The sequence below is a fragment of the Tepidicaulis marinus genome, from assembly GCF_000739695.1.
Taxonomy (GTDB): domain Bacteria; phylum Pseudomonadota; class Alphaproteobacteria; order Parvibaculales; family Parvibaculaceae; genus Tepidicaulis; species Tepidicaulis marinus.
The window spans coordinates 51,349-71,102 of record NZ_BBIO01000016.1 but is presented as its reverse complement, the minus strand read 5'-3'; the positions used below and the strand labels follow the sequence as shown (position 1 = coordinate 71,102).

The 19,754-nt window shown below is 61.2% G+C and carries 17 protein-coding genes; 15 read left to right on the top strand and 2 right to left on the bottom strand.

Annotated elements, in window-relative coordinates; translation table 11 throughout:
* Positions 1-10 precede the first annotated feature (10 nt).
* The 14 genes from M2A_RS13705 (at position 11) to M2A_RS13640 (ending at position 16,994) form a co-directional block, all read left to right on the top strand.
* Positions 11-1,288: an arylsulfotransferase family protein gene (locus M2A_RS13705; RefSeq protein ID WP_045448587.1), complete on the top strand. Its 1,278-nt coding sequence runs from the start codon at positions 11-13 to the stop codon at positions 1,286-1,288.
* 182 nt (positions 1,289-1,470) lie between these two features.
* A complete protein-coding gene (locus M2A_RS17540; RefSeq protein WP_052379501.1) occupies positions 1,471-2,712 on the top strand; it encodes a hypothetical protein in 1,242 nt (413 codons plus the stop codon).
* 197 nt (positions 2,713-2,909) lie between these two features.
* Entirely contained in the window at positions 2,910-4,055 is a 1,146-nt protein-coding gene (locus M2A_RS13695) for a putative porin (protein WP_197052944.1), read from the top strand.
* A 45-nt stretch (positions 4,056-4,100) separates the two neighbouring features.
* A complete protein-coding gene (gene betT / locus M2A_RS13690; protein ID WP_045448586.1) occupies positions 4,101-6,110 on the top strand; it encodes a choline BCCT transporter BetT in 2,010 nt (669 codons plus the stop codon).
* A 103-nt stretch (positions 6,111-6,213) separates the two neighbouring features.
* Complete coding sequence (locus M2A_RS13685; protein ID WP_045448657.1) at positions 6,214-6,771, top strand: type 1 glutamine amidotransferase domain-containing protein; 558 nt, start codon at positions 6,214-6,216, stop codon at positions 6,769-6,771.
* Positions 6,772-6,909: 138 nt separating this feature from the next.
* A complete protein-coding gene (locus tag M2A_RS13680; protein ID WP_045448584.1) occupies positions 6,910-7,317 on the top strand; it encodes a hypothetical protein in 408 nt (135 codons plus the stop codon).
* Between the two features lie 10 nt (positions 7,318-7,327).
* Entirely contained in the window at positions 7,328-7,726 is a 399-nt protein-coding gene (locus M2A_RS13675) for a phage holin family protein (RefSeq protein WP_045448583.1), read from the top strand.
* Positions 7,723-8,493 (top strand): hypothetical protein, encoded by a 771-nt coding sequence (locus M2A_RS13670; protein WP_156101771.1) that lies wholly within the window; start codon positions 7,723-7,725, stop codon positions 8,491-8,493. The genes M2A_RS13675 and M2A_RS13670 overlap by 4 nt, the downstream gene beginning before the upstream one ends.
* A 134-nt stretch (positions 8,494-8,627) precedes the next feature.
* Positions 8,628-9,575: an oxygen-dependent tRNA uridine(34) hydroxylase TrhO gene (trhO, locus tag M2A_RS13665; RefSeq protein ID WP_045448580.1), complete on the top strand. Its 948-nt coding sequence runs from the start codon at positions 8,628-8,630 to the stop codon at positions 9,573-9,575.
* Positions 9,575-10,240, top strand: coding sequence for a glutathione S-transferase (locus M2A_RS13660; protein ID WP_045448579.1), 666 nt, complete (start codon positions 9,575-9,577; stop codon positions 10,238-10,240). The genes trhO and M2A_RS13660 overlap by 1 nt, the downstream gene beginning before the upstream one ends.
* Before the next feature lie 30 nt (positions 10,241-10,270).
* Positions 10,271-11,293: a threonine aldolase family protein gene (locus tag M2A_RS13655; protein WP_045448577.1), complete on the top strand. Its 1,023-nt coding sequence runs from the start codon at positions 10,271-10,273 to the stop codon at positions 11,291-11,293.
* A 93-nt stretch (positions 11,294-11,386) separates the two neighbouring features.
* The gene (locus M2A_RS18210; RefSeq protein ID WP_052379499.1) at positions 11,387-12,232 is read left to right on the top strand and encodes an ImuA family protein; all 846 of its coding nucleotides are present in this window, start codon (positions 11,387-11,389) and stop codon (positions 12,230-12,232) included.
* 49 nt (positions 12,233-12,281) lie between these two features.
* Positions 12,282-13,772: a Y-family DNA polymerase gene (locus M2A_RS13645; RefSeq protein ID WP_045448652.1), complete on the top strand. Its 1,491-nt coding sequence runs from the start codon at positions 12,282-12,284 to the stop codon at positions 13,770-13,772.
* A gap of 6 nt (positions 13,773-13,778) precedes the next feature.
* Positions 13,779-16,994, top strand: a complete 3,216-nt coding sequence (locus M2A_RS13640; protein ID WP_045448576.1) for an error-prone DNA polymerase — start codon at positions 13,779-13,781, stop codon at positions 16,992-16,994.
* On the opposite strand, the gene M2A_RS13635 is transcribed toward M2A_RS13640, so the two are convergent.
* Complete coding sequence (locus M2A_RS13635) at positions 16,966-18,078, bottom strand: hypothetical protein (protein ID WP_045448574.1); 1,113 nt, start codon at positions 18,076-18,078, stop codon at positions 16,966-16,968. The genes M2A_RS13640 and M2A_RS13635 overlap by 29 nt on opposite strands.
* A gap of 71 nt (positions 18,079-18,149) precedes the next feature.
* On the bottom strand, positions 18,150-18,878 hold the full coding sequence (locus tag M2A_RS13630; RefSeq protein ID WP_045448573.1) for an SDR family NAD(P)-dependent oxidoreductase: 729 nt from the start codon (positions 18,876-18,878) through the stop codon (positions 18,150-18,152).
* Positions 18,879-19,020: 142 nt separating this feature from the next.
* On the opposite strand from M2A_RS13630, the gene M2A_RS13625 reads away from it, so the two are divergent.
* Entirely contained in the window at positions 19,021-19,731 is a 711-nt protein-coding gene (locus M2A_RS13625) for a glutamine amidotransferase (RefSeq protein ID WP_045448571.1), read from the top strand.
* Positions 19,732-19,754 lie beyond the last annotated feature (23 nt).

The window sequence follows — 19,754 nt, the reverse complement described above, 5'->3', positions numbered from 1 at the left end:
ACCCTTTGCGATGAAGTTGCCTCAAATCAGTGAAGAGACGAAAGACAAGCTGCCCGTCTATCTCTTCGTCTTCGCCTTGGTGTTCTCGGCTTTTTCCTACGGCATCGTGGCGGGTATCTGGAACCTGCCACCCGCCTATCAGGTCTGGAAGCTTTACGAGACTGCGCGCGATTTGCAGCGTTACTGGAAAAACGATTTCGGGCTTGAGGCGAACCGCCATCTCGTGCCGATGCGCGAGGGCCATGAGGCCCGCTTCCGCGTCTTCGGCGACGGCGCTTACGAAGGGCGCCTTCTCATGGTCTCCGGCCTCACGCCGGAGCGCGAGGCGCTCAACTCGGTGCTGCTGCTCGATGCCAAGGGCGAGGAGGTTCATGCCTGGCCGGTCGATTACAGCCAAATCGATCCGGAAGGGCCGGGGCCTGAAAACGTTTTTCTGCACGGGCTCGATGTCTTCGAAGACGGATCCATCGCCGTCAATTTCGATTCCGGTCGGGTACTGGCGCGGCTCGATTCCTGCGGCAAGGTGATGTGGAAGAGGGAAGGCAATTTCCATCATGCCGTCACCCGCTCTTTCGACGGCACTCTCTGGTCGCTGCGCGATGACAAGCTCGTGCAGGCCGATGCGGAAAGCGGCAAGGTACTCAAGGAAGCCGGCATGATGGTGGATGTGCTCAAGCAGCATAATTTGCAGGGCGTGCTTGCCATTCAATCCGAGGAGGGGCCGACGGGTTTGCGCATGTCGCCCGACCCCTTCCATCTCAATCACATCGAAGCGCTTAACCCGGAGATGGCGGCGGCCTTTCCGATGTTCGAAGCGGGCGATCTTCTCATTTCCATGCGTTCCTTGAACATGATCGCGGTGCTCGATCCCGGCGTCTTCAATATTAAATGGTTCAGCATCGGGCCCTGGCACCGCCAGCATGAACCGCGCTTTCTCCAAGACGGCACCATTGCGGTTTACAATAACAATATGGGCTTTGAGCATTCGCAGATCATGGCGATCGACCCGGCGACAATGAAAACCCGGATTGTGTTTGAGGGGAGCGAGGATGTGCCCTTCTATAGCTGGCGGCGCGGCAAGCACCAGCTTTTCGGCAATGGCGATGTGTTGATCGTGGAGGCCGAGCACGGGCGCGCTTTCATGGTGAACAAAGATGGCGCGCTGCTTTGGGAATATAACAATCGCTATGACGAGACCCGCAACGGCGTGCTCAACAAGGCGGTGCTCTTGCCGGAGAGTTTTTTCGATGTCGGCGCGTTGAAGAAATGCGTGTCCGCGCCGGAATGAGCGGGGCATCGAGATTCTTGCAGATTGCGACTGGTTTTTTTGCATTAGGCAATGAAACGCCCGCTTTATAAAGGCGGGATGAACAAGCCTGCCAGCGGGCATTCAGCAAAGGCCTGATATTTTCATCGTGAACTGGGGGCAGGACGGCGCAGCGGCGCCACGCTTTAAAAGGAGCACCTGCTATGTGGATGAAATTCTCCTTCCTCCTGATCGCCTTTCTGGCATGGGATTATTTAACGGCAGACGAGGGCAACTCGGCCCTTGGCCGCGCTCAAACCGGGCTGATGCAAATCGAACCGGTGGCAGAAGCGGTGGAATACGTAAAAGACGGCTCGCTGGCGCGCGATGTGTCGGCGTTCGCCTCGGAATCGGCGCTGGCAACGGCCACCTTGCTTGCCTCCAAGGCAAAGGGCGAGCCGGTAAAGCTTGCCTCGGCTGAGGCGCAGACCGATGAAACCTCTTCCTTGAACGTTTCTTCTGGCGCCTCTCCCGGCCTCACCGTCGTGCCGCCTCCGCCGCCCGGTGACAAGCGCCACCAGCTATCCGCCGATGATATTACGGCGATTGCCAAGGCGCTTGCCGAGCTGCAACAGGCAAGCGCGGCGCTGGTGCAGGAAAAGAGTGAAGCGGCGGGCGAAGAGGCAACGCTCTCCTCCGCACCGGTAGATACTGAGAAGGAAGAAACGGTACCTGCCGCGCAAAAAGCGAGCTTGAGCCCGCCGGAGGTGGCTCCTGCCACGACCGAGCCCGCCGATGCGGAGCTTGTGGAAGATGCGATCGATCTGTTGGGCCCCGATCTTCTCAGTGCGATCGTTGCCGCCTCCAAAGCGACGGGCGCCAATTCCGGCTATCTCCTTCATATCGCCATGCGCGAGAGCGGGCTGGTACTGACGGCTCAGGCGCCGACATCATCGGCCAATGGCCCTTTCCAGTTCGTGCGTCAGACCTGGTACCAGATGCTGGGCGCGCATGGCGCAAAGCACGGGTTCGCGGAAGAAGCGCAGCTGCTGGAAGAAGAAGGCGGGCGTTACCGGCCCGTGTCCGATGAAGCCGGCGATAGGCTTTTGCGGTTGCGTTCCGATCCTCATGCGGCTGCCCTCATGGCCGGTGAGCTCACCGTCTCCAACCGCAAGGCATTGGAGCGGATGCTCGGGCGCACACCCAATCACGGCGAGCTTTATGCCGCGCATGTTTTCGGCGCGGGCGGCGCGGTCAAACTGATCCGCACGCGCGAAACGTCAGCGGGCACATTGGCTGCGTCTATTCTGCCTTCTGCGGCCCGCGCCAATCGCTGGCTTTTCTATGACCGGCAAGGCGCGCCGGTAAGCGTGGCATCGCTTTTCGGTGAGCTCAGCCGGTTCATGTCGACGCGCGAGGTGGCGCAAGTGTGCAAGGCCGATCTGAACTTCGTTGCAGGCATTTAATAACGGCAACGTCGAAAGTTTGCGGTCGCTCGCTTATTCGTATACGGCGTTTTTGGGTGCCTATGAGGCCCGCGCCGCGGGGAGGCGAGCGGCGTTGTGCCGGGCGATTTTTTGTTTTACGCTTCACCTCACAACAAAAATAAATGTGAGGCCTCATGTGGTGTGCAATCGCTCCCCGCAGCCGGAAGCTTTTTTGTTTGAGTATACTCCTTCCGGCGGGGATTTTACTGGCGGCTTTGCCTGCTCACAGCGAACCCTTGAAACTCGGGCCGGTGGAAATCGGCGGCGCTGTCCGCGTCAATCTCTTCGACAAGAGCTGGGTGGATGAAACGAAGCCCCGGGACTATTGGGATTTCGACACCGCGATGCTGGATGTGGACTTTTCCCACGGCAATTGGGAAGCCTCTGCGCAATACCGTCTCTATTATTATGCCGATCCCGATTACAGCTCGCATTTCCTGCATCACGGCTGGGCGGGGTACCGGTTTTCGGAAACTGATTATGTGCGCGCCGGGGTTCAGAAAGTCCCGTTCGGGCCGCTCCCCTTTGCCTCGCACAGTTATTTCTTTTCGATCTTCTATTATCTGGGCCTCGAGGACGATTACGATCTCGGCCTTGCCTATCACACACAGCAAGGTGCCTGGAGTTTCGATGCGGCCTATTTCCTTTCCGATGAAGGCAATTATCACGGCAAGTCGAATGACAGCGCGCGCTATTCTTATGACATCGTCTCGGATATGGGCCGCTCCAACAAAGAAGAAAACCAGCTGACCGGCCGCGCCGCCTATCAGTTGGATCATGCGGGCTTGGGCGCGAGCGAGGCGGGGCTTTCGCTGCTTTACGGCGAGATTCCGAACGGGGCGACGGGCGAGACCGGCTCGCGCGTTGCAGCGGGCTTGCACTGGGTCGGTGATTTCGGCCCCTGGAATATCATCACCGAGGCGGTTTATTACGATATCGATTTGAAGAATCCGGTAGGCCAGGATAACCGGTTCGTCGTCATGGGCGCTTATGATTTTCCCTATCAGGTGGCCTCGGAGGCTTATGTCTATTCCGCCGGGCTCTCCCATAGCTGGAAGATGAGCGTGCTCGGGCTCCAAGGGCTCACGCTCTATGACGATTACAGCTATATGGAAAAAACCGCCTCCGGCTTTGCCGACACGCAGCAAAATGTGCTCGGCGTCTCGCTCGATTTCGAAGGCCCGGCATTCGTCTATGTCGATCTTTTGAGCGGGCGCAACCACGCCTATGCCAGCCCCGATTACGGCGCCGCCTTCGGGCCGGGTTCGGCCGATGGCGGCTGGCAGCACCGCTTCAACATTAATGTCGGGTTCTATTTCTGATACCGGAGATTTCGACGCTTCCCAAAAACAAGAAAGGGCCGTCTCATGGATATGCGCAGCGAGGGCAGCGGTTTTACCGATGACGAAAAAAAGCCCAGGGCCGTCATCAACCCGCCGGTTTTTTTCGGCTCCGCGATCTTGATTCTCGGCTTCGTTATTTGGGGAATAAGCGCGCCGGATCTGGCGAGCAGCGTTTTCGGTGTCGTTCAAAACTGGATCGTTTCGACTTTCGGCTGGTTCTATATTTTTTGCGTGGCGGCCTTTCTCGCCTTCGTTTCCTTTCTGGCTTTCACCACGCATGGGCAGGTGAAACTGGGGCCGGACGGCTCGGAGCCGGAATTTTCCTACTGGTCCTGGATCGCCATGCTTTTCAGCGCGGGCATGGGCATCGGGCTCATGTTCTTTTCCGTTGCCGAGCCCATACAGCATTTCATGGCGCCGCCGGTGGGCGAGCCGGGGTCGGTGGAAGCGGCGCGCGAGGCGCTTTCCATCACCTTTTTCCATTGGGGCATTCATGCCTGGGCGATCTATGCGGTGATCGGCCTGTCGCTTGCCTATTTCGGGTTCCGGCACAATCTGCCGCTGACCATCCGTTCCGCGCTTTATCCGCTGATCGGGGATAGAATTTACGGCCCCATCGGCCATGCAGTGGATATTTTCGCGGTGCTCGGCACGATGTTCGGCGTCGCCACCTCGCTCGGCTTCGGTGTGTCGCAGGTCAATTCGGGCCTTGCTTATCTCTTCGGCGTGCCAGAGACGGTCACCGTGCAGCTCGTGCTGATCGCAGTCATTACGCTCATCGCCACGGGGTCGGTCGTGATGGGGCTCGATGGCGGCATCCGGCGCATCTCCGAGCTCAATCTCGGCATGGCGCTCGTCCTCGTTCTCTTCACGCTGATTGCCGGGCCGACGCTCTTTCTTTTCGAAGCCTATTTTCAGAATGTCGGTACTTACCTTTCCGAGGTGGTGCAAAAGACGTTCAATCTTTACGCCTATGAAAAGAAAGGCTGGATCGGTGGCTGGACGCTCTTTTATTGGGCCTGGTGGATCGCCTGGTCGCCTTTCGTGGGCATGTTCATCGCGCGCATTTCGCGCGGACGCACGATCCGCGAATTCGTCACGGGTGTTTTGTTCATTCCCGTGGGGTTCACATTCCTCTGGATGACAGTGTTCGGGAACACGGCCATTGCGCTCGATCTCGGTGTGGCGGGCGGGGCCATTGCCGCCGCCGTTTCGGAGAACACAGCGACGGCGCTCTTTAAATTTTTCGAATATCTGCCCTTTGCCGGGATTACGTCCGTATTGGCCACCGTGCTGGTCGTGACGTTTTTCGTGACGTCCTCGGACTCCGGCTCACTGGTGATCGATATGCTGACCTCCGGCGGCGAGGATGATGCGCCGGTCTGGCAGCGGGTCTTCTGGGCCTTCACCGAAGGCTTCGTTGCGGCGGGGCTTTTGCTTGCCGGCGGGCTCGGGGCATTGCAAACCGCCTCGATCGCGGCGGCGCTGCCTTTCTCCGTCATCATGCTCTTTATCTGCTACGGGCTTTACAAGGCGCTCGATCTGGAAGCGGTGCGGCGCAACAGTCTCGACATTTCCTCTGCCTCGAGCGCAGGCGTGCAAGGGGTCAATATTCCCTGGGAGCAGCGCCTGCGCGCGCTTTTGCACCATCCTCAATTGCCCGAAGCCCAGCGGTTTTTGCGCGAGACGGTGCGCCCGGCCCTGGAGCGGGCGGCGGAAGAATTTTCGAAACTCGGCTATGACGCGAATGTCGATGCGGAAGAGGGACGGACCTGTTACATCGAAGTCAACCATGGCGGCGAGCAGAATTTTTATTATTCCGTCCGCCTGCACGATTATGAAGCTCCTTCCTTCGTGGTCGAGCAGCGCCATGTGCGTAAACAGCAAGGCCGGCATTATTACCGCGCCGAGGTTTTCCTGCCCGAGGGCAGCCAGCATTACGATGTGATGGGCTATACGCAGGACCAGATCATTGCCGATGTGCTCGCCCAATATGAGCGCCACGCGCAGTTCCTGCATATGGTGCGCGCTTAGCGTCACATCATCGCAATCCGATAAAGAAAGGGCTTTGCCGGAACAGGCAGAGCCCTTTCTGCGTTTCCCTGGCATAGCTGACACGGAATCCAAGGAGCTGGTCATGCCGAAGATAGGTGATGCGAAAATCCTTATTCTCGCCGCGCATGGGTTCGAGCAGAGTGAACTTCTCAAGCCGCTGGAAGAGCTGCGGGCGAAAGGCGCGAAGGTCGATGTGACCTCGCCGGAAGAAGGCCAGATTAGAGGCTGGGACGGCGGCGATTGGGGCGCAGCGGTGCCCGTCGACATCCCCCTCAGCAAGGTCAGCGAAGCTGACTATGATGCGTTGGTCCTGCCCGGCGGGCAGATCAATCCGGATCTCTTGCGGGTTAATCCGCAGGCGCTGGAACTGATCAAGGCGTTTGCCGATAAGGGCAAGGTGATCGGCGCGATCTGCCATGCGCCCTGGCTGCTGATCGAGACGGGCCTTGTGAAGGGGCGGAGTGTCACGTCCTATCATTCGATCCGAACGGATGTGGAAAATGCGGGCGGTAAATGGACGGACGAGCCCGTCGTTTCCGATTGGGGCATCGTGACGAGCCGCAAGCCGGATGACCTTCCCCATTTCGTTGCCAAAATCGTGGAAGAAGTGGAAGAAGGCCGCCACCAGCGCGCGGCCTGATCTCTCCCGTTTTGCTGCCTCTTTCCGTGAACTGCGCAGGCTTTGGCGCGTTTATTCCATAGACGGCCTGCCGGGCCCCGCGCCTTGCGCCCGGTGTATGGCAGGTGTGCGTAATGTCTGAAGACACGGGAGGCAGCTATGGTCACGCGCCAAGAGGCAGAAGATTTCGCCGCCTCGCAGTTCCATGAAAGCAGTGAAGCCTGGCAGGAATTCCGGGATCACGCGCAAGAAGCCAAAGAAGAGGCACGTTCTTTTTTGGATGAGCCTTTTCATTCGGCGGCGGAATTTGCGCGCGGCTACGGCGATCATTTCCGCCAGGTGGCGCGCAAGGTCGAGCCGGAAGATGCCATGATCAGCGCTTGCGCCGAGCAGGTGGCGCTGCTGCTCGATAAAGTATCGCGGGAGCTGGACCGCTCCTCGCCGCGCGCGCTTTACGGCAAGGCATCGGCATTCGCCGAAGAGCGCCCGGCTGAGTTCGTGCTCGGGGCGGCTGTGGCGGGCTTCGTGCTCGTGCGGTTTTTAAACAGCCGGCCGCCGCGCGCGTGAGCGAGGCATTATGGCCGTAGATCCGACAGAGCCGCGCGGCATCGCTCAGATTCTGAGCGACCTGTTGCGTAACCTTTCCCGGCTCCTTGAGCAGGAATTCGATCTGCTCAAACGCGAGGCGCAGGAAAAGTCATCGCAGTTCGTGCGGGCCGGATTGGCCGTGCTTGCCGGTTTTCTTCTGGCGCTTGCGGCGCTGCTTTGCCTTATCGCCGCGCTTATCGCGGTGCTGGTGGAAGCCGGGCTCAGCATGCCCTGGGCCGCGCTCCTCGTTGCGGCGGGGGTCGGCAGTCTCAGCGCGGTCTGCATCTATTGGGGCCTTACCCGGCTCCGGCGCGAGAACTTTCTGCCCCGCCGCACGATACGTGAATTCAGACGCGACAAATCGGCAATAAAGGAGAATTTCTCATGACTAAGCGACAGGTGAACGATTTCCCGAACGAGACCGCCGAAGAAGCGCAAGCACAGGTGCACGCGGCCCGCTCGGCCGTGCAATCCGACTTCGACGAGCTCAGAAATTCAATTTCGGCGAACCAGATCGTGGATTTCGCGCTGGAAAGCCTGAGAGATGTGGATACCGGAAAAATGATGGATCAAGCCAAACGCACCGTGCAGGAACACCCGCTTCCCTCCGTCCTGACGGCGGCGGGCATTGCCTGGCTCGCCTATTCGCTGGGCACGCAAAAATCGAAATCTGCCGCAGAGGCGGCACGCGCCCGCAGCGCGGACGAGCGCGCCGATGACGGCTTTGTGTATGAAAGCCCGTCGGCGGAAGATGAGCGCTACGAAGCAGAACGCCTCAACGGCCATGGCCCCGTTTCAAAGGCGGCGGCTGCCGGACGCGAGAAAATGCGCGCCGCGCAGGAACGTGCCCGCCATGCGGGCGAAGAAGCTGCCGAAGCCTCCCGCCAGGCCGGGCGCAAGGTGAAGGAAACCTATGAGGCCCATCCGCTCGTCACCGGCCTTATCGGCCTTGCCGCCGGGGCGGCGCTCGCCGGGTACTTCTCCCGCACAAGGGCCGAGGATGTGACGATGGGCGAGGCCCGCGATGCGGTGATGCGCAAAGCCAAGGAAGAAGGCTCGCGCTATGCCCGCGCGGCGGATGAAAAGGCCGCCGAGGCCATGCGCAAGGCCAGCGAGAAGCTGGACCAGGCACGGGACGGGCTCCTGCGCCATTAACACTGCTTTCAGATAGGTGCGATGAAGCCGGGCTTCCTGCCCGGCTTTCTCGTGTCGGCCTCTCACAAGTGCCGGTATTTTACGTTTTCCCGCCAAAGAGCTATAAGGGCCGGAGTTTTTTGAGGGAATTTGCGATGAGCCGTTTTCTGGTCGCCGCTCTTTATAAGTTCGTGGACCTGCCGGATTTTTCCGCGCTGCAGCCGAAGATCGAGGAAATGGCGCGCGCCGGCGGCATCAAGGGCACGCTGCTGCTCGCCCATGAAGGGATCAACGGCACCATTGCCGGGCCGGAGCGGGCGATGCGCGGGTTTCTTTCCTGGCTGCGCGAGGATGCGCGCTTCGCAGGCCTTGAGCATAAAGAAAGCTGGGCGGCGGAAATGCCGTTTCTGCGCCTTAAGGTGCGGCTGAAAAAAGAGATCGTCACGCTTGGCGTGCCGGGGCTCGACCCCGCCGGCAATGCCGGCACGTACGTCAAACCGGAAGACTGGAACGCGCTTATCTCTGCGCCCGATGTCATCGTCATCGATACGCGTAACGATTATGAAGTGGAGATCGGCACCTTCGAGGGCGCGGTCAATCCGCGCACCCGTAGTTTCCGGGAATTTCCCGCCTGGGTGGAAGAAGCCACGGCGCTGAAGAACAAGCCGAAGGTTGCGATGTTTTGCACCGGCGGCATCCGCTGCGAAAAGGCAACCGCCTTCATGAAGGAAAAGGGCTTCGATGAAGTCTATCACCTTGAAGGCGGCATTCTGAAATATCTGGAAACCGTGCCCGAAGAAGAAAGCCTGTGGCGGGGGGAGTGTTTCGTCTTCGATCAGCGCGTCGCCGTCACGCACGGCCTTGGCGAGGGGACATACGATCTTTGCCATGGCTGCCGCCATCCCATCAGCGCGGAAGACAAAGCCTCGCCGCATTATATGGAAGGTGTTTCCTGCCCGCATTGCCATGCGGATTTGAGCGAGGAACAGCGCTACCGTTTTGCCCAGCGCCAGATGCAGATGGAACTTGCCGAAGCGCGCGGCGAGGTGCATCTGGGCGATAAGCCGGGCCAGAGGCTGGATTTGAAGAAAGAGGCCTCCTGATGGATGCGCCGCTTCCCATTCTTTACAGCTTCCGCCGCTGTCCTTATGCGATGCGCGCGCGCATGGCGCTTTTTTCCGCGGGCATTCCCTGCCGCTTGCGTGAAGTGGTGCTGCGCGACAAGCCGGCCGAAATGCTGAAAGCCTCGCCCAAAGGCACGGTGCCGGTGCTTGTCCTGCCGGACGGAAAGGTGGTGGAAGAAAGTTTCGATGTCATGCGCTGGGCGCTTGGGCAGCGCGATCCGGAAGGTCTGATGGCGCTCTCGCCGGGCGAACGTGAAGAGGCCGAAGCGCTGATCGCTGAGACGGAAGAAGAGTTCAAACCGCATCTCGACCGTTATAAATACGCAAACCGCTATGACGGCGCGGAGCCGGAAGAGCACCGGGAGGCAGGCCTTGCTTTTCTCCAAAGGCTCGAGGCACGTCTTGGCGATCAGCCTTTCCTTTTCGGCGCTAAAAAATCTTATGCGGATATCGCGGTCGCGCCGTTCGTGCGCCAGTTTGCTTTCGTCGATAAAGCCTGGTTCGGCGAACAGTCCTTGCCGGGCGTGCAGCGCTGGCTGGAAAACTTCTTGTCCAGCGCGCTTTTTGCGGCTGTGATGAAAAAATATCCGCAATGGAAAAGCGGCGATCCCGAACCGCTTTTTCCGCCGGAAGACCGAGCCTGATTTTTCTCCCTTTTTTGTTTTGGAGCGCGCATGCATTTTGGCAGTGACAATACAAGCGGTGCGGCGCCGGAGATTATCGAGGCGCTGGCAAAGGCGGCGGGCGGCTATAGCGCTTCTTATGGCAGCGACGAGATCACGAAACGTGTCGAGGCGCGCCTTGCCGAAATTTTCGAGTGCGAGCTTTCCGCCTTTCTGGTGGCAACGGGCACGGCGGCCAATTCCCTGGCGCTTTCCACTTATGTGCCCCCGCACCGCGCGGTGCTTTGCCATGAAGAAAGCCACATCCATGTGGATGAATGCGGCGCGCCGGAATTTTTCACCCATGGCGCAAAGCTTGTGCCCGTGGGCGGGGAGGCGGGGCGCATCACCCGTGCTGCGCTGGAAGAAGCGCTGACCTTCTGGAGCTCCGGCGGCGTGCACCGCCAGCAGCCCGCGCTTTTAAGCCTGACGCAGCAAAGCGAGGCGGGCACGCTTTACAGTCTCGATGAATTGCGCGCTTTAAGCACCCTTGCGCATGAAAAGGACATGGCCGTTCACATGGACGGCGCGCGCTTTGCCAATGCGCTGGCCGCGCTTGGCTGCACGCCCGCCGAAATGAGCTGGAAGGCGGGGGTGGATGTCCTCTGTTTCGGGGCAACGAAGAACGGCGCGCTCGGTGTCGAGGCGGTGATCTTTTTCGATTCTGAAAAAGCGCGTGATTTTGCCCGTCTGCGCAAACGCGGCGGCCAGCTTTTCTCCAAGGGCCGCTTTCTCGCCGCGCAGATGGAGGCCTATCTGGAAGGGGATCTCTGGCTGCGGCTTGCCCGGCAGGCGAACGAGATGGCTGCGCTGCTTGCCGCGGGTTTTCAGGAAAAGGGCATCGCGCTTGCCTATCCGGCGGAGGGTAATGAGGTCTTCGCGTTTCTTTCGAAAGAGCAGCAGCGGGCGCTTTTCAAGGCAGGCGTGCAGTTCGCGCCCTGGGATATTGCCGGAGAAAACCGGCCGCTTGCCCGCTTCGTTGCCTCTTTTTCCACCGAAAAAGCGGATGTCGAGGCGGTGCTGCGGCTGCTCTAGCCCGTTCTCCCGCTTCGTTCCAGCCTCCTTGCCGCTTGACTCCGGTATGAGAACAAAATAAGAACATAAGGGAATATCGAAAGAGGTAAGCCCATGTCCGGGGAGACCCGCGGCACATCCCGCAGCGCCCTTATGGCGCGGCTTCGGCGGTCTATTGCCGAAATCGAGCAGAGCGTGCCGGTTCTGGAAGAAGCACCGGCTGCCCTGCCGCGTGAGGAAGGGGCGGACCCGGCGCGGCTCATCCTGCGGCCGGGGCTGCATGAGCTTACCGCTTCTTATGAGGATATGAGCGCGGCGCGCGGCTTTGCCTTTGCCGTTCTGGCGGCCCGGCAGAAACATGCCGGGGCCTTGCGCCCTGCCCGGAAGGCCCTGCCGCCTGCCTTTTTATGGGCGATGCGGCTTGAAGAGCGGCGCGAGTTCGGCGCGCCTTATGGGCCGGGGCTTTTGGATGCGGGGTTTTCGCCGGAGCGGCTTCTCACGCTTTATGCGCGCACAAGTCTCGATGTGCTTTGGGCGCTGGAAGAGGGCTTGAAGGCGGGCGCGCTTGCCGGGGCGCTGGGGGAGGTGGGCGATGTCGGGCTCACCGAAAGCCGGCGGCTGTCGCTTTTGGCAGCGGAGCACCGGATGCCCTGCTGGCTCATCCGCCCGCTTGAGCGCAAAGAAGCAAGCGCCGCGCTGACCCGGCTGCGTATCCGCCCGGCACCGAGCGGGCGCCATGTGCATGACCCTGCCGCGCCCGGCGCCGCGCGCTGGCAGGTGGAGCTGGAAAAAGCGAAGGCGGGGCCCATGCCCTTCAGGGTCACGATGGAATGGGATCATGAGACGCATTGTTTCCATATGGTTGCCCCATTGGCCGATCGAGCGCTTCCGGCGGCACCAAAAACGCAAAGCCCGCCTGCGGGAGAGGCCGCCATTCTCCCCCTCGCGCGCACCGGCTAAGGCAAAAGAAGTTCCGCCTTTCGTTTTGACCGTGCAGGAGCAAAGCGCGGTGCGCCTTCATGCGGTGGATGAGAGAGCGGCGCAGCTTGGGCTGACGCGCGGCATGATGCTGACCGACGCCAAGGCGCGGCTGCCCGGTCTTCTTCATGCGCCCGCCGATCTGGAAGGGGACCACGCCGCGCTTCAGGGGCTGGCCGAATGGTGTCTGCGTTACAGCCCTTTCGTGGCGGCAGATGGGGAGGACGGCCTTCTCATCGATGCCACGGGCTGCGCGCATCTTTTCGGCGGGGAAGAGGCGATGCTGGCGCGCATGGAAAGCCAGTTCGCAAAGCTGGGGCTCAAAGCCTATCTCGGCATGGCGCAGACGGTGGGCGCGGCAAGTGCGCTCGCCCGCTTCGGCCCGCCCCGCGCCATCGCCCCGCAAGGGGGCGTCAGCGAAGCGCTCTCCGCCCTGCCCATGGCGGCTTTGCGGCTCGAGCCGCAGGTACTTCTCCTGCTGCAGCGTCTTGGCCTGACCAGGATCGGCCAGCTTTACGCTATGCCGCGCCTGGCGCTTGCCCGCAGGTTCCGCTCGCGCGTTGCCGAAGAGGCGGTGCTTTTCCGTCTCGATCAGGCGCTCGGCCGCCAGCCGGAAAGTTTGAATCCGCTGCATCCCGCCCCGTCCTTCCGCGCCCATGCAGGCTATAGCGAGCCGGTGCAGGATTTGAGTTTTCTGCCGGAAGTGCTGCGCCGTTTGAGCGCGGATTTGAAATCCATGCTGGTGCGCGAAGGGCAGGGCGGCACGCGCTGGACTTTCCGGGCGCTGCGGGTGGACGGGCAGGTGGCGGCGCTTTCTTTGCGCACGGCGCGGCCGGTGCGCGAGGAGGCGCATCTCGCGCGGCTTTTCAAAGAGCGTTTCGAGCAAATGGATCTCGGGCTCGGGGCGGAATATTTCATTCTCTCTGCCGATGAAGCGGTGCCTTTTACGCAAAGCCAGGGCAGCTGGGCGGAGAGTGAGGAAGGGGGGAGCGCGAGCGGGCAGGAAGAGGCGCTGGCCGGGCTCATCGACCGGTTGTCCGTGCGCCTCGGCGCCGAAGCGCTGCGCCTGCAAGGCCCGTGCGAGAGCCATGTGCCCGAGCGCGCGGTGCATAGCCGTCCGGCGCTGGACGGGGCAGGTGTGGCGGACCCCGCATGGTCTCCCTCCATCCCTTCCGCGCCCCTGCGCAGCCCGCCGCCGCGCCCGCTGCGGCCGCTGCGCCTTTTAACGAAACCCGAGCCGATCGAGGTGATGGCGGAAGTGCCGGACGGCCCGCCCATGCATTTCCGCTGGCGCCATGTGCCTCATCAGGTGACGCGCGCCGAGGGGCCGGAGCGGATCGCGCCGGAATGGTGGCGTCTTCAGGACGGCGTCTTTGAAGACGTGCGCGATTATTTCCGCATCGAGGATGTGCGCGGGCGGCGCTATTGGGTGTTCCGCGCCGGGCTCTATCAGGACCGTGCCCAGAATCATGCTTTGCCGGGCGGCGCGCCCTCCTGGTTCCTGCATGGCTTTTTTGCGTGAGGCTTCATGACTTACGCGGAACTTCAGGTTTTAAGCAATTTCAGTTTCCTGGAAGGGGGCAGCCACGCAGAAGAGCTCGCCGCGCGCGCCGCCGAGCTTGGCCTTTCCGCCATCGGCCTTGCCGACCGCAACACGCTCTCGGGTGTGGTGCGCGCCCATGTGGCGGCGAAAGCGCGCGGCCTCAAGCTGCTGGTCGGCGCGCGGCTCGATCTTGAAGATGGGCCGAGCCTGATTTTCTACCCGAAAGACCGTGCCGCTTACGGCCGCCTTTCCCGGCTTTTAACACTCGGCAAGGGGCGGGCGGAAAAAGGCGCCTGCCATCTTTATCTGGAAGACGTTTACGCCCATGCCGAAGGGCAGGTGATCATCATCCTGCCGCCGCCGGTCTGGGACGATGCCTTCGAGGCGCAGCTTGAAGAAATGGCGGCGCAGCTGTGCGCGCTTCAAGGGGAGCCGGCCTTTCTTGCGCTTTCCTATCTTTACCGGGGCAATGATAAGGCGCGCCTTGCCGCCCTTTCGGCGCTTGGCGCGCGCTGCGGCTTGCGTCTCCTTGCCACGAATGATGTGCTTTATCATGTGCCGGAGCGCCGCCCGCTTGCCGATGTGCTGGCTGCCATCCGGCTCGGCTCAACGGTTGCCAAGGCCGGCTTCCGCCTCGAGGGTAATGCCGAGCGGCATTTGAAAAGCCCTGCCGAAATGGCCCGGCTTTTTAAAGGCTATGAGGAAGCTCTGGCTGCGGCGCAGGAAATTGCCGACCGCTGCACCTTCTCACTCGATGAGCTGCGCTATGAATACCCGGAAGAGCCGGTGCCGGAGGGCAAAGACGCGCAAAGCCATTTGGAGAATCTTGTCGAGGCGGGCGCCCAGCGCATTTACGAAGGCGCGGTGCCGGAGAACGTGTGCGCCGTCCTCAAGCGCGAGCTTGCTCTCATCGCCAAGCGCGACTATGCGCCTTACTTTCTGACCGTGCATGACATTGTCAGCTTTGCGCGTAGTCAGGGCATTTTGTGCCAGGGGCGCGGCTCGGCGGCGAATTCCGCCGTCTGTTACTGTCTCGGCATCACCGCCATCGACCCGGTGGATATGGACCTGCTTTTCGACCGCTTCATCAGCGAAGCGCGCACCGAGCCGCCCGATATCGATGTCGATTTCGAACACGAGCGGCGCGAGGAAGTCATTCAATATATCTACCGGCGCTATGGGCGCATGCGCGCGGGCATTGCCGCGACGGTGATTTCCTACCGCTCCCGCTCCGCCGTGCGCGAGGTAGGCAAAGCCATGGGGCTCAGCGAAGACGTGACGGGCGCGCTGGCCGGCACGGTCTGGGGCTCTTATGGCGGGCAGAGCTTCAAGCCCGAGCGGGTGGCCGAAGCCGGGCTCGATCCAAACGATCCCTATCTGCGCCGCACGCTTGAGCTTGCCCATGAATTGCAGGGCTTTCCCCGCCATCTTTCCCAGCATGTGGGCGGTTTCGTGCTCACGCGCGGCCCGTTATGCGAGAGCGTGCCCATCGGCAATGCGGCGATGGAGGAGCGCACGTTTGTCGAATGGGATAAGGACGATCTCGATGCGCTCGGCATTTTGAAAGTGGATGTGCTGGGGCTCGGTATGCTCACCTGCATCCGCAAATGTTTCGATCTCATCGAAGAGCATTATGGCGAGCGCTGGACGCTGGCGAGCGTTCCGACGGAAGAGCCGGCGGTTTACGACATGATCTGCAAGGCAGATACGGTCGGCGTTTTCCAGATCGAAAGCCGCGCGCAAATGAGCATGTTGCCGCGCCTCAAGCCCCGCACGTTTTACGACCTCGTCATCGAGGTCGCGATCGTGCGGCCCGGCCCCATTCAGGGCAACATGGTCCATCCCTATCTTCGGCGGCGCAGCGGCAAGGAAGAAGTCAAGATAGAAGGCCCGGCTCCCGAGCATGGCGATCCGGAGGAATTGCGCCGGGTGCTCAACAAGACGCTCGGCGTGCCGCTTTTCCAGGAACAGGCGATGAAGATCGCCATTGTGGCGGCGAAGTTTACCTCCGATGAGGCGAATGAGCTGCGCCATGCCATGGCGACGTTCCGCCGGCGCGGCACGATCGGCACCTTGCGGGAGAAATTCATCAGCCGGATGATCGAGCGCGGCTATCCGCCCGATTTTGCGGAGCGCTGTTTCAAGCAAATCGAGGGGTTCGGCGATTACGGCTTTCCGGAAAGCCATGCGGCGAGCTTTGCCAAGCTTGTTTATGTTTCCTCCTGGCTGAAACATTTTTATCCGGAGGTTTTTGCCTGCGGGCTGTTGAATGCGCAGCCCATGGGGTTCTATGCGCCTGCGCAAATCGTCTCTTGCGCGCGTGATCACGGGGTGGAGGTGCGCCCGGTCGATATCAATCACAGCGATTGGGACAATAGGCTCGAGCCTTTGGAAGGCATGCGCCATGCGCTGCGCCTTGGCATGCGGCAGGTAAGCGGGCTCAGCGAGGAACATGCCAGAGCGCTGATTTCCGCGCGCCGGGAAGGCTTTGCGGATCTGCGCGATTTACGCGCTCTTTCCGATGTGCCTGTTGCGGCGCTGGAGAAACTTGCGGCGGCGGATGCCTTCCGTTCCATGGGGCTCGACCGGCGCCAAGCGCTTTGGGAAGTGCGGGCGCTGAAAACCGAAAAGCCGCTGCCGCTTTTCGCCCATGCCAAGACGCGCGACGAGGGCGAGGAAAAGGCCGCCGTGCCGCTGCCGGTCATGGGATTGCCCGAGCATGTGGTGGCCGACTATCAGACCCTGCGCCTCTCGCTGAAAGCGCATCCGCTTTCTTTTTTACGGCCCATTTTGGAGGAGCGGAAAATCCATTCCTCGGTGCGGCTCGAAAAGACGGCGGACGGCAAATATGTCGAAGTGGCGGGCGTCGTTCTGGTGCGCCAGCGCCCCGGCGGCGGCAAGGCGATTTTCGTGACGCTGGAAGATGAGACCGGCATCGTCAATTGCGTGATCTGGGCGCGGGTGTTCGAGCGCTACCGGCGCATCGTTATGGGCGCGCGCATCATGAAAGTGCGCGGGCGTTTGCAAAAGCAGGAAGGCGTCACCCATGTAGTGGCCGAACAGATGGAAGACTGGACGGATCTTCTGGGCGAGCTCATGGGTCCCGACCCGGCGGAAATGCGCCCCATACCCGCCCAAAGCCGGGCGGGCGGGCATCCGCGCAATCAGCGCATCATGCCGGGTTCGCGCGATTTCCATTGACGGCGCGGATGCGCAGCACGGTGTGCGGGTCGCCGTAGTCCTGCCGGGCGATCGTTTCGAGTTTTAAAAACCGGTTATGAACGGCAAGGCAGCCTTCCCAAAGCCGGACCCAGGCCTCATAGGCTTCATGAGGTACATTCTCGCGCCCGCGCATCAGCCGCCAGCCATCGAGGTGTAAAAAGAGCGCGCCGTCTTTTTCTTCCCATGAAAGCTTATCGTCCTGCGCGCCCGCCATGCGCTCCATGAAACGGGCAAAGGCGGCGGGGCTGTCATCTTCTTCCGCCAGGCCCATCAGGCTTTGCAGCTCGCGGTAAAATTGCCGGCCGATCAACGCTGCGGCATGACCTGCAATATCGCGCGCCTCCGCCGGGCCGATCAGGGCGCAGAGCTCATTGAGCCCGGTTTTGATATATTCCATCGCATAATTGCGGTTCGCTTTGATAAGCCGGGCGGGCGGCCAGCTTGTCGCGTCGAGGCCCGGCGCCTTGCCGGGATCGAAAGGCGGGGCGGTCTCCCCCGGCGCAAATTGCAGGCGCTCATCGGGCGCAAGCTCGCGGCCGAATTCCTTGAAATATCCGGCAAGGCCGTATTGGCCCGTCATATCTTCGCTGACGCAGACAAAGCCGAGGCGCGGATTGTTCAATGAGACGCCGTTATGCCCGTACCAGCCTTCCAGGAAGCCGCGGCTCACTTCGACCGGCAAGCCGCAAAGCGCGGTGCCCTGAAACATCCAGCGGGGATGGCAAAAATGCACCCAGGCCTTGGTGTCGCTTTCGGGAATGAATTCGACCTCCACCCCGCCGACGGAGTTCGAGAGATAGTGATATTGCGCGGCGGCCACGGCATCGGGCAGATGGGTGAGGCCCAGCTTGTCGAAGCTCGATTTGAATTTTTCCAGATGCTGGCGGCGGAAGAGGCGGAAGGTCCATTTTCCCGCAACTTCCGCGCCTTTGCGCAACGTCAGATGCAGCATCAGGCCGGTGAACCAGGCATGATAGAGCGTGGCGGCGGCCTTGATCGCCGCTTCCGGCGTTTCGGGCGCGCGCTTTTCGTTCAGAATGCGGGCGAAGGGATTGACTGGCATGGCGTTTCCTTTTTTGCCAGCCTACCCATAATTGCCGCCGGGCAAAATCCCGCAGATGCTTTGCGGGCGCCTTACCAGTTTTCCTTGAAGGGCCGCAGGTCGAGTTCGTGGGTCCAGGCGCTGCGCGGCTGTTCATGTAAAGCCCAGAAAGCCTCGGCAATCGCATCGGGTTCCAGCGCGCCGTCATCGCCCAGCTTGTCGAGATAGGCCTGGAAGCGCGAGCGGGCCATCTCCCCGTTGATCACGCCGTCGATCACGACATGGCCGATATGAAGACCTTGCGGGCCGAACTCGCGCGCCATGGATTGCACCATGTTGCGCAGCGCGGCTTTGGCGGACGCGAAATGCGCGAAATTGGCTTTGCCGCGCAGTGAGCCCGAGGCGCCGGTGAAAAGAATGGAGCCATGCCCGCGCGGCAAAAGGCGGCGCACTGCCTCCTGGCCGACATGAAACCCGCCGAGGCAGCCGACGCGCCAGAACTCTTCGAAGCGTTCCGGCGTCAGCTCCATGAAGGGAATGATGGCGTTATTGCCGGCATTATAAAGAACGGCCTCGAGCTCCCCGAGTTTTTCGGCGGCATCGAAAGCGCGGGCCACCTCGTCGGGGCGCGTCACATCGGCAATGGCCGTTGCCGCCTTGCCGCCGCCTTCGGTAATGCTTTCGGCGGCCTTGTCCAGTTTTTCTTGGGTGCGCCCGGCAAGGAGCACGTTCATGCCTTCCTTTGCGAATTTGCGCGCGAGCGCCGCGCCCAGCCCTTGCACCGCGCCGACGCCGAAAATAATGGCCACTTTCCCGCTCATGCCGTCCTCCCGTTTTGTTCTATCTGGCGTATCCGCCATATCCGGCGGAAATCTTCAGATTGGTTTTCCCATTCCGCGCCGCTGCCCTCTATATAAGAAGCTCTGGCGGATTTTTTCAGTCACGCTTGTTTGATGAGGTTCCATGACACGCAGCGCCCTTGCTCTTATTCATGTCGGGTTCGAAGATGCCGGGCTCCTCGCGCCCGTTTTGGAAGAGCGCGGCATTGCGCTGTCCTATGTAGATGTGCCGATGGGCGGGCTTAAAGGGCTCGATCCTTTGGCGCCCGATCTGCTGCTTGTTCTCGGCGGGCCGATCGGTGTTTACGAGGAAGAGGATTATCCCTGGCTTGCCGAAGAAACCGGTTTCATCAAAGCGCGGCTTGCGGCGCAAAAGCCGGTGCTCGGCATCTGCCTTGGCGCGCAGCTCATGGCCAAAGCGCTCGGCGCGGATGTGCGCCCCGGCCGGAGAAAAGAAATCGGCTGGGCGCCTATCGAGCTGACGGCAGAAGGGGCTGGCTCGCCGCTTTCCCATGTGAGCGGAGAGATAACGCCCGTCCTTCACTGGCACGGCGATATTTGCGATCTGCCGGAAGGGGCGGTGCGGCTCGCCTCGACGCCGCTTTGTCCGGTGCAGGCGTTTTCAATCGGCACTCATGCGCTCGGCCTGCAATTTCATCTGGAAGCCTGCGGCGCCCCGCTCGAGCGCTGGTTCGTCGGGCATACGGGCGAGATCAATGCGACGGAAGGTGTAAGCGTTCAGGGCCTGCGCGCCGACACGGCGAAATATTCGCCCGTGCTCGAACGGCAAGGACGGCTGGCGCTTGGCGCGTTTTTCGATGGCGCGGGGCTTTGAACCCAAGTTTTGAGACTTAAGCC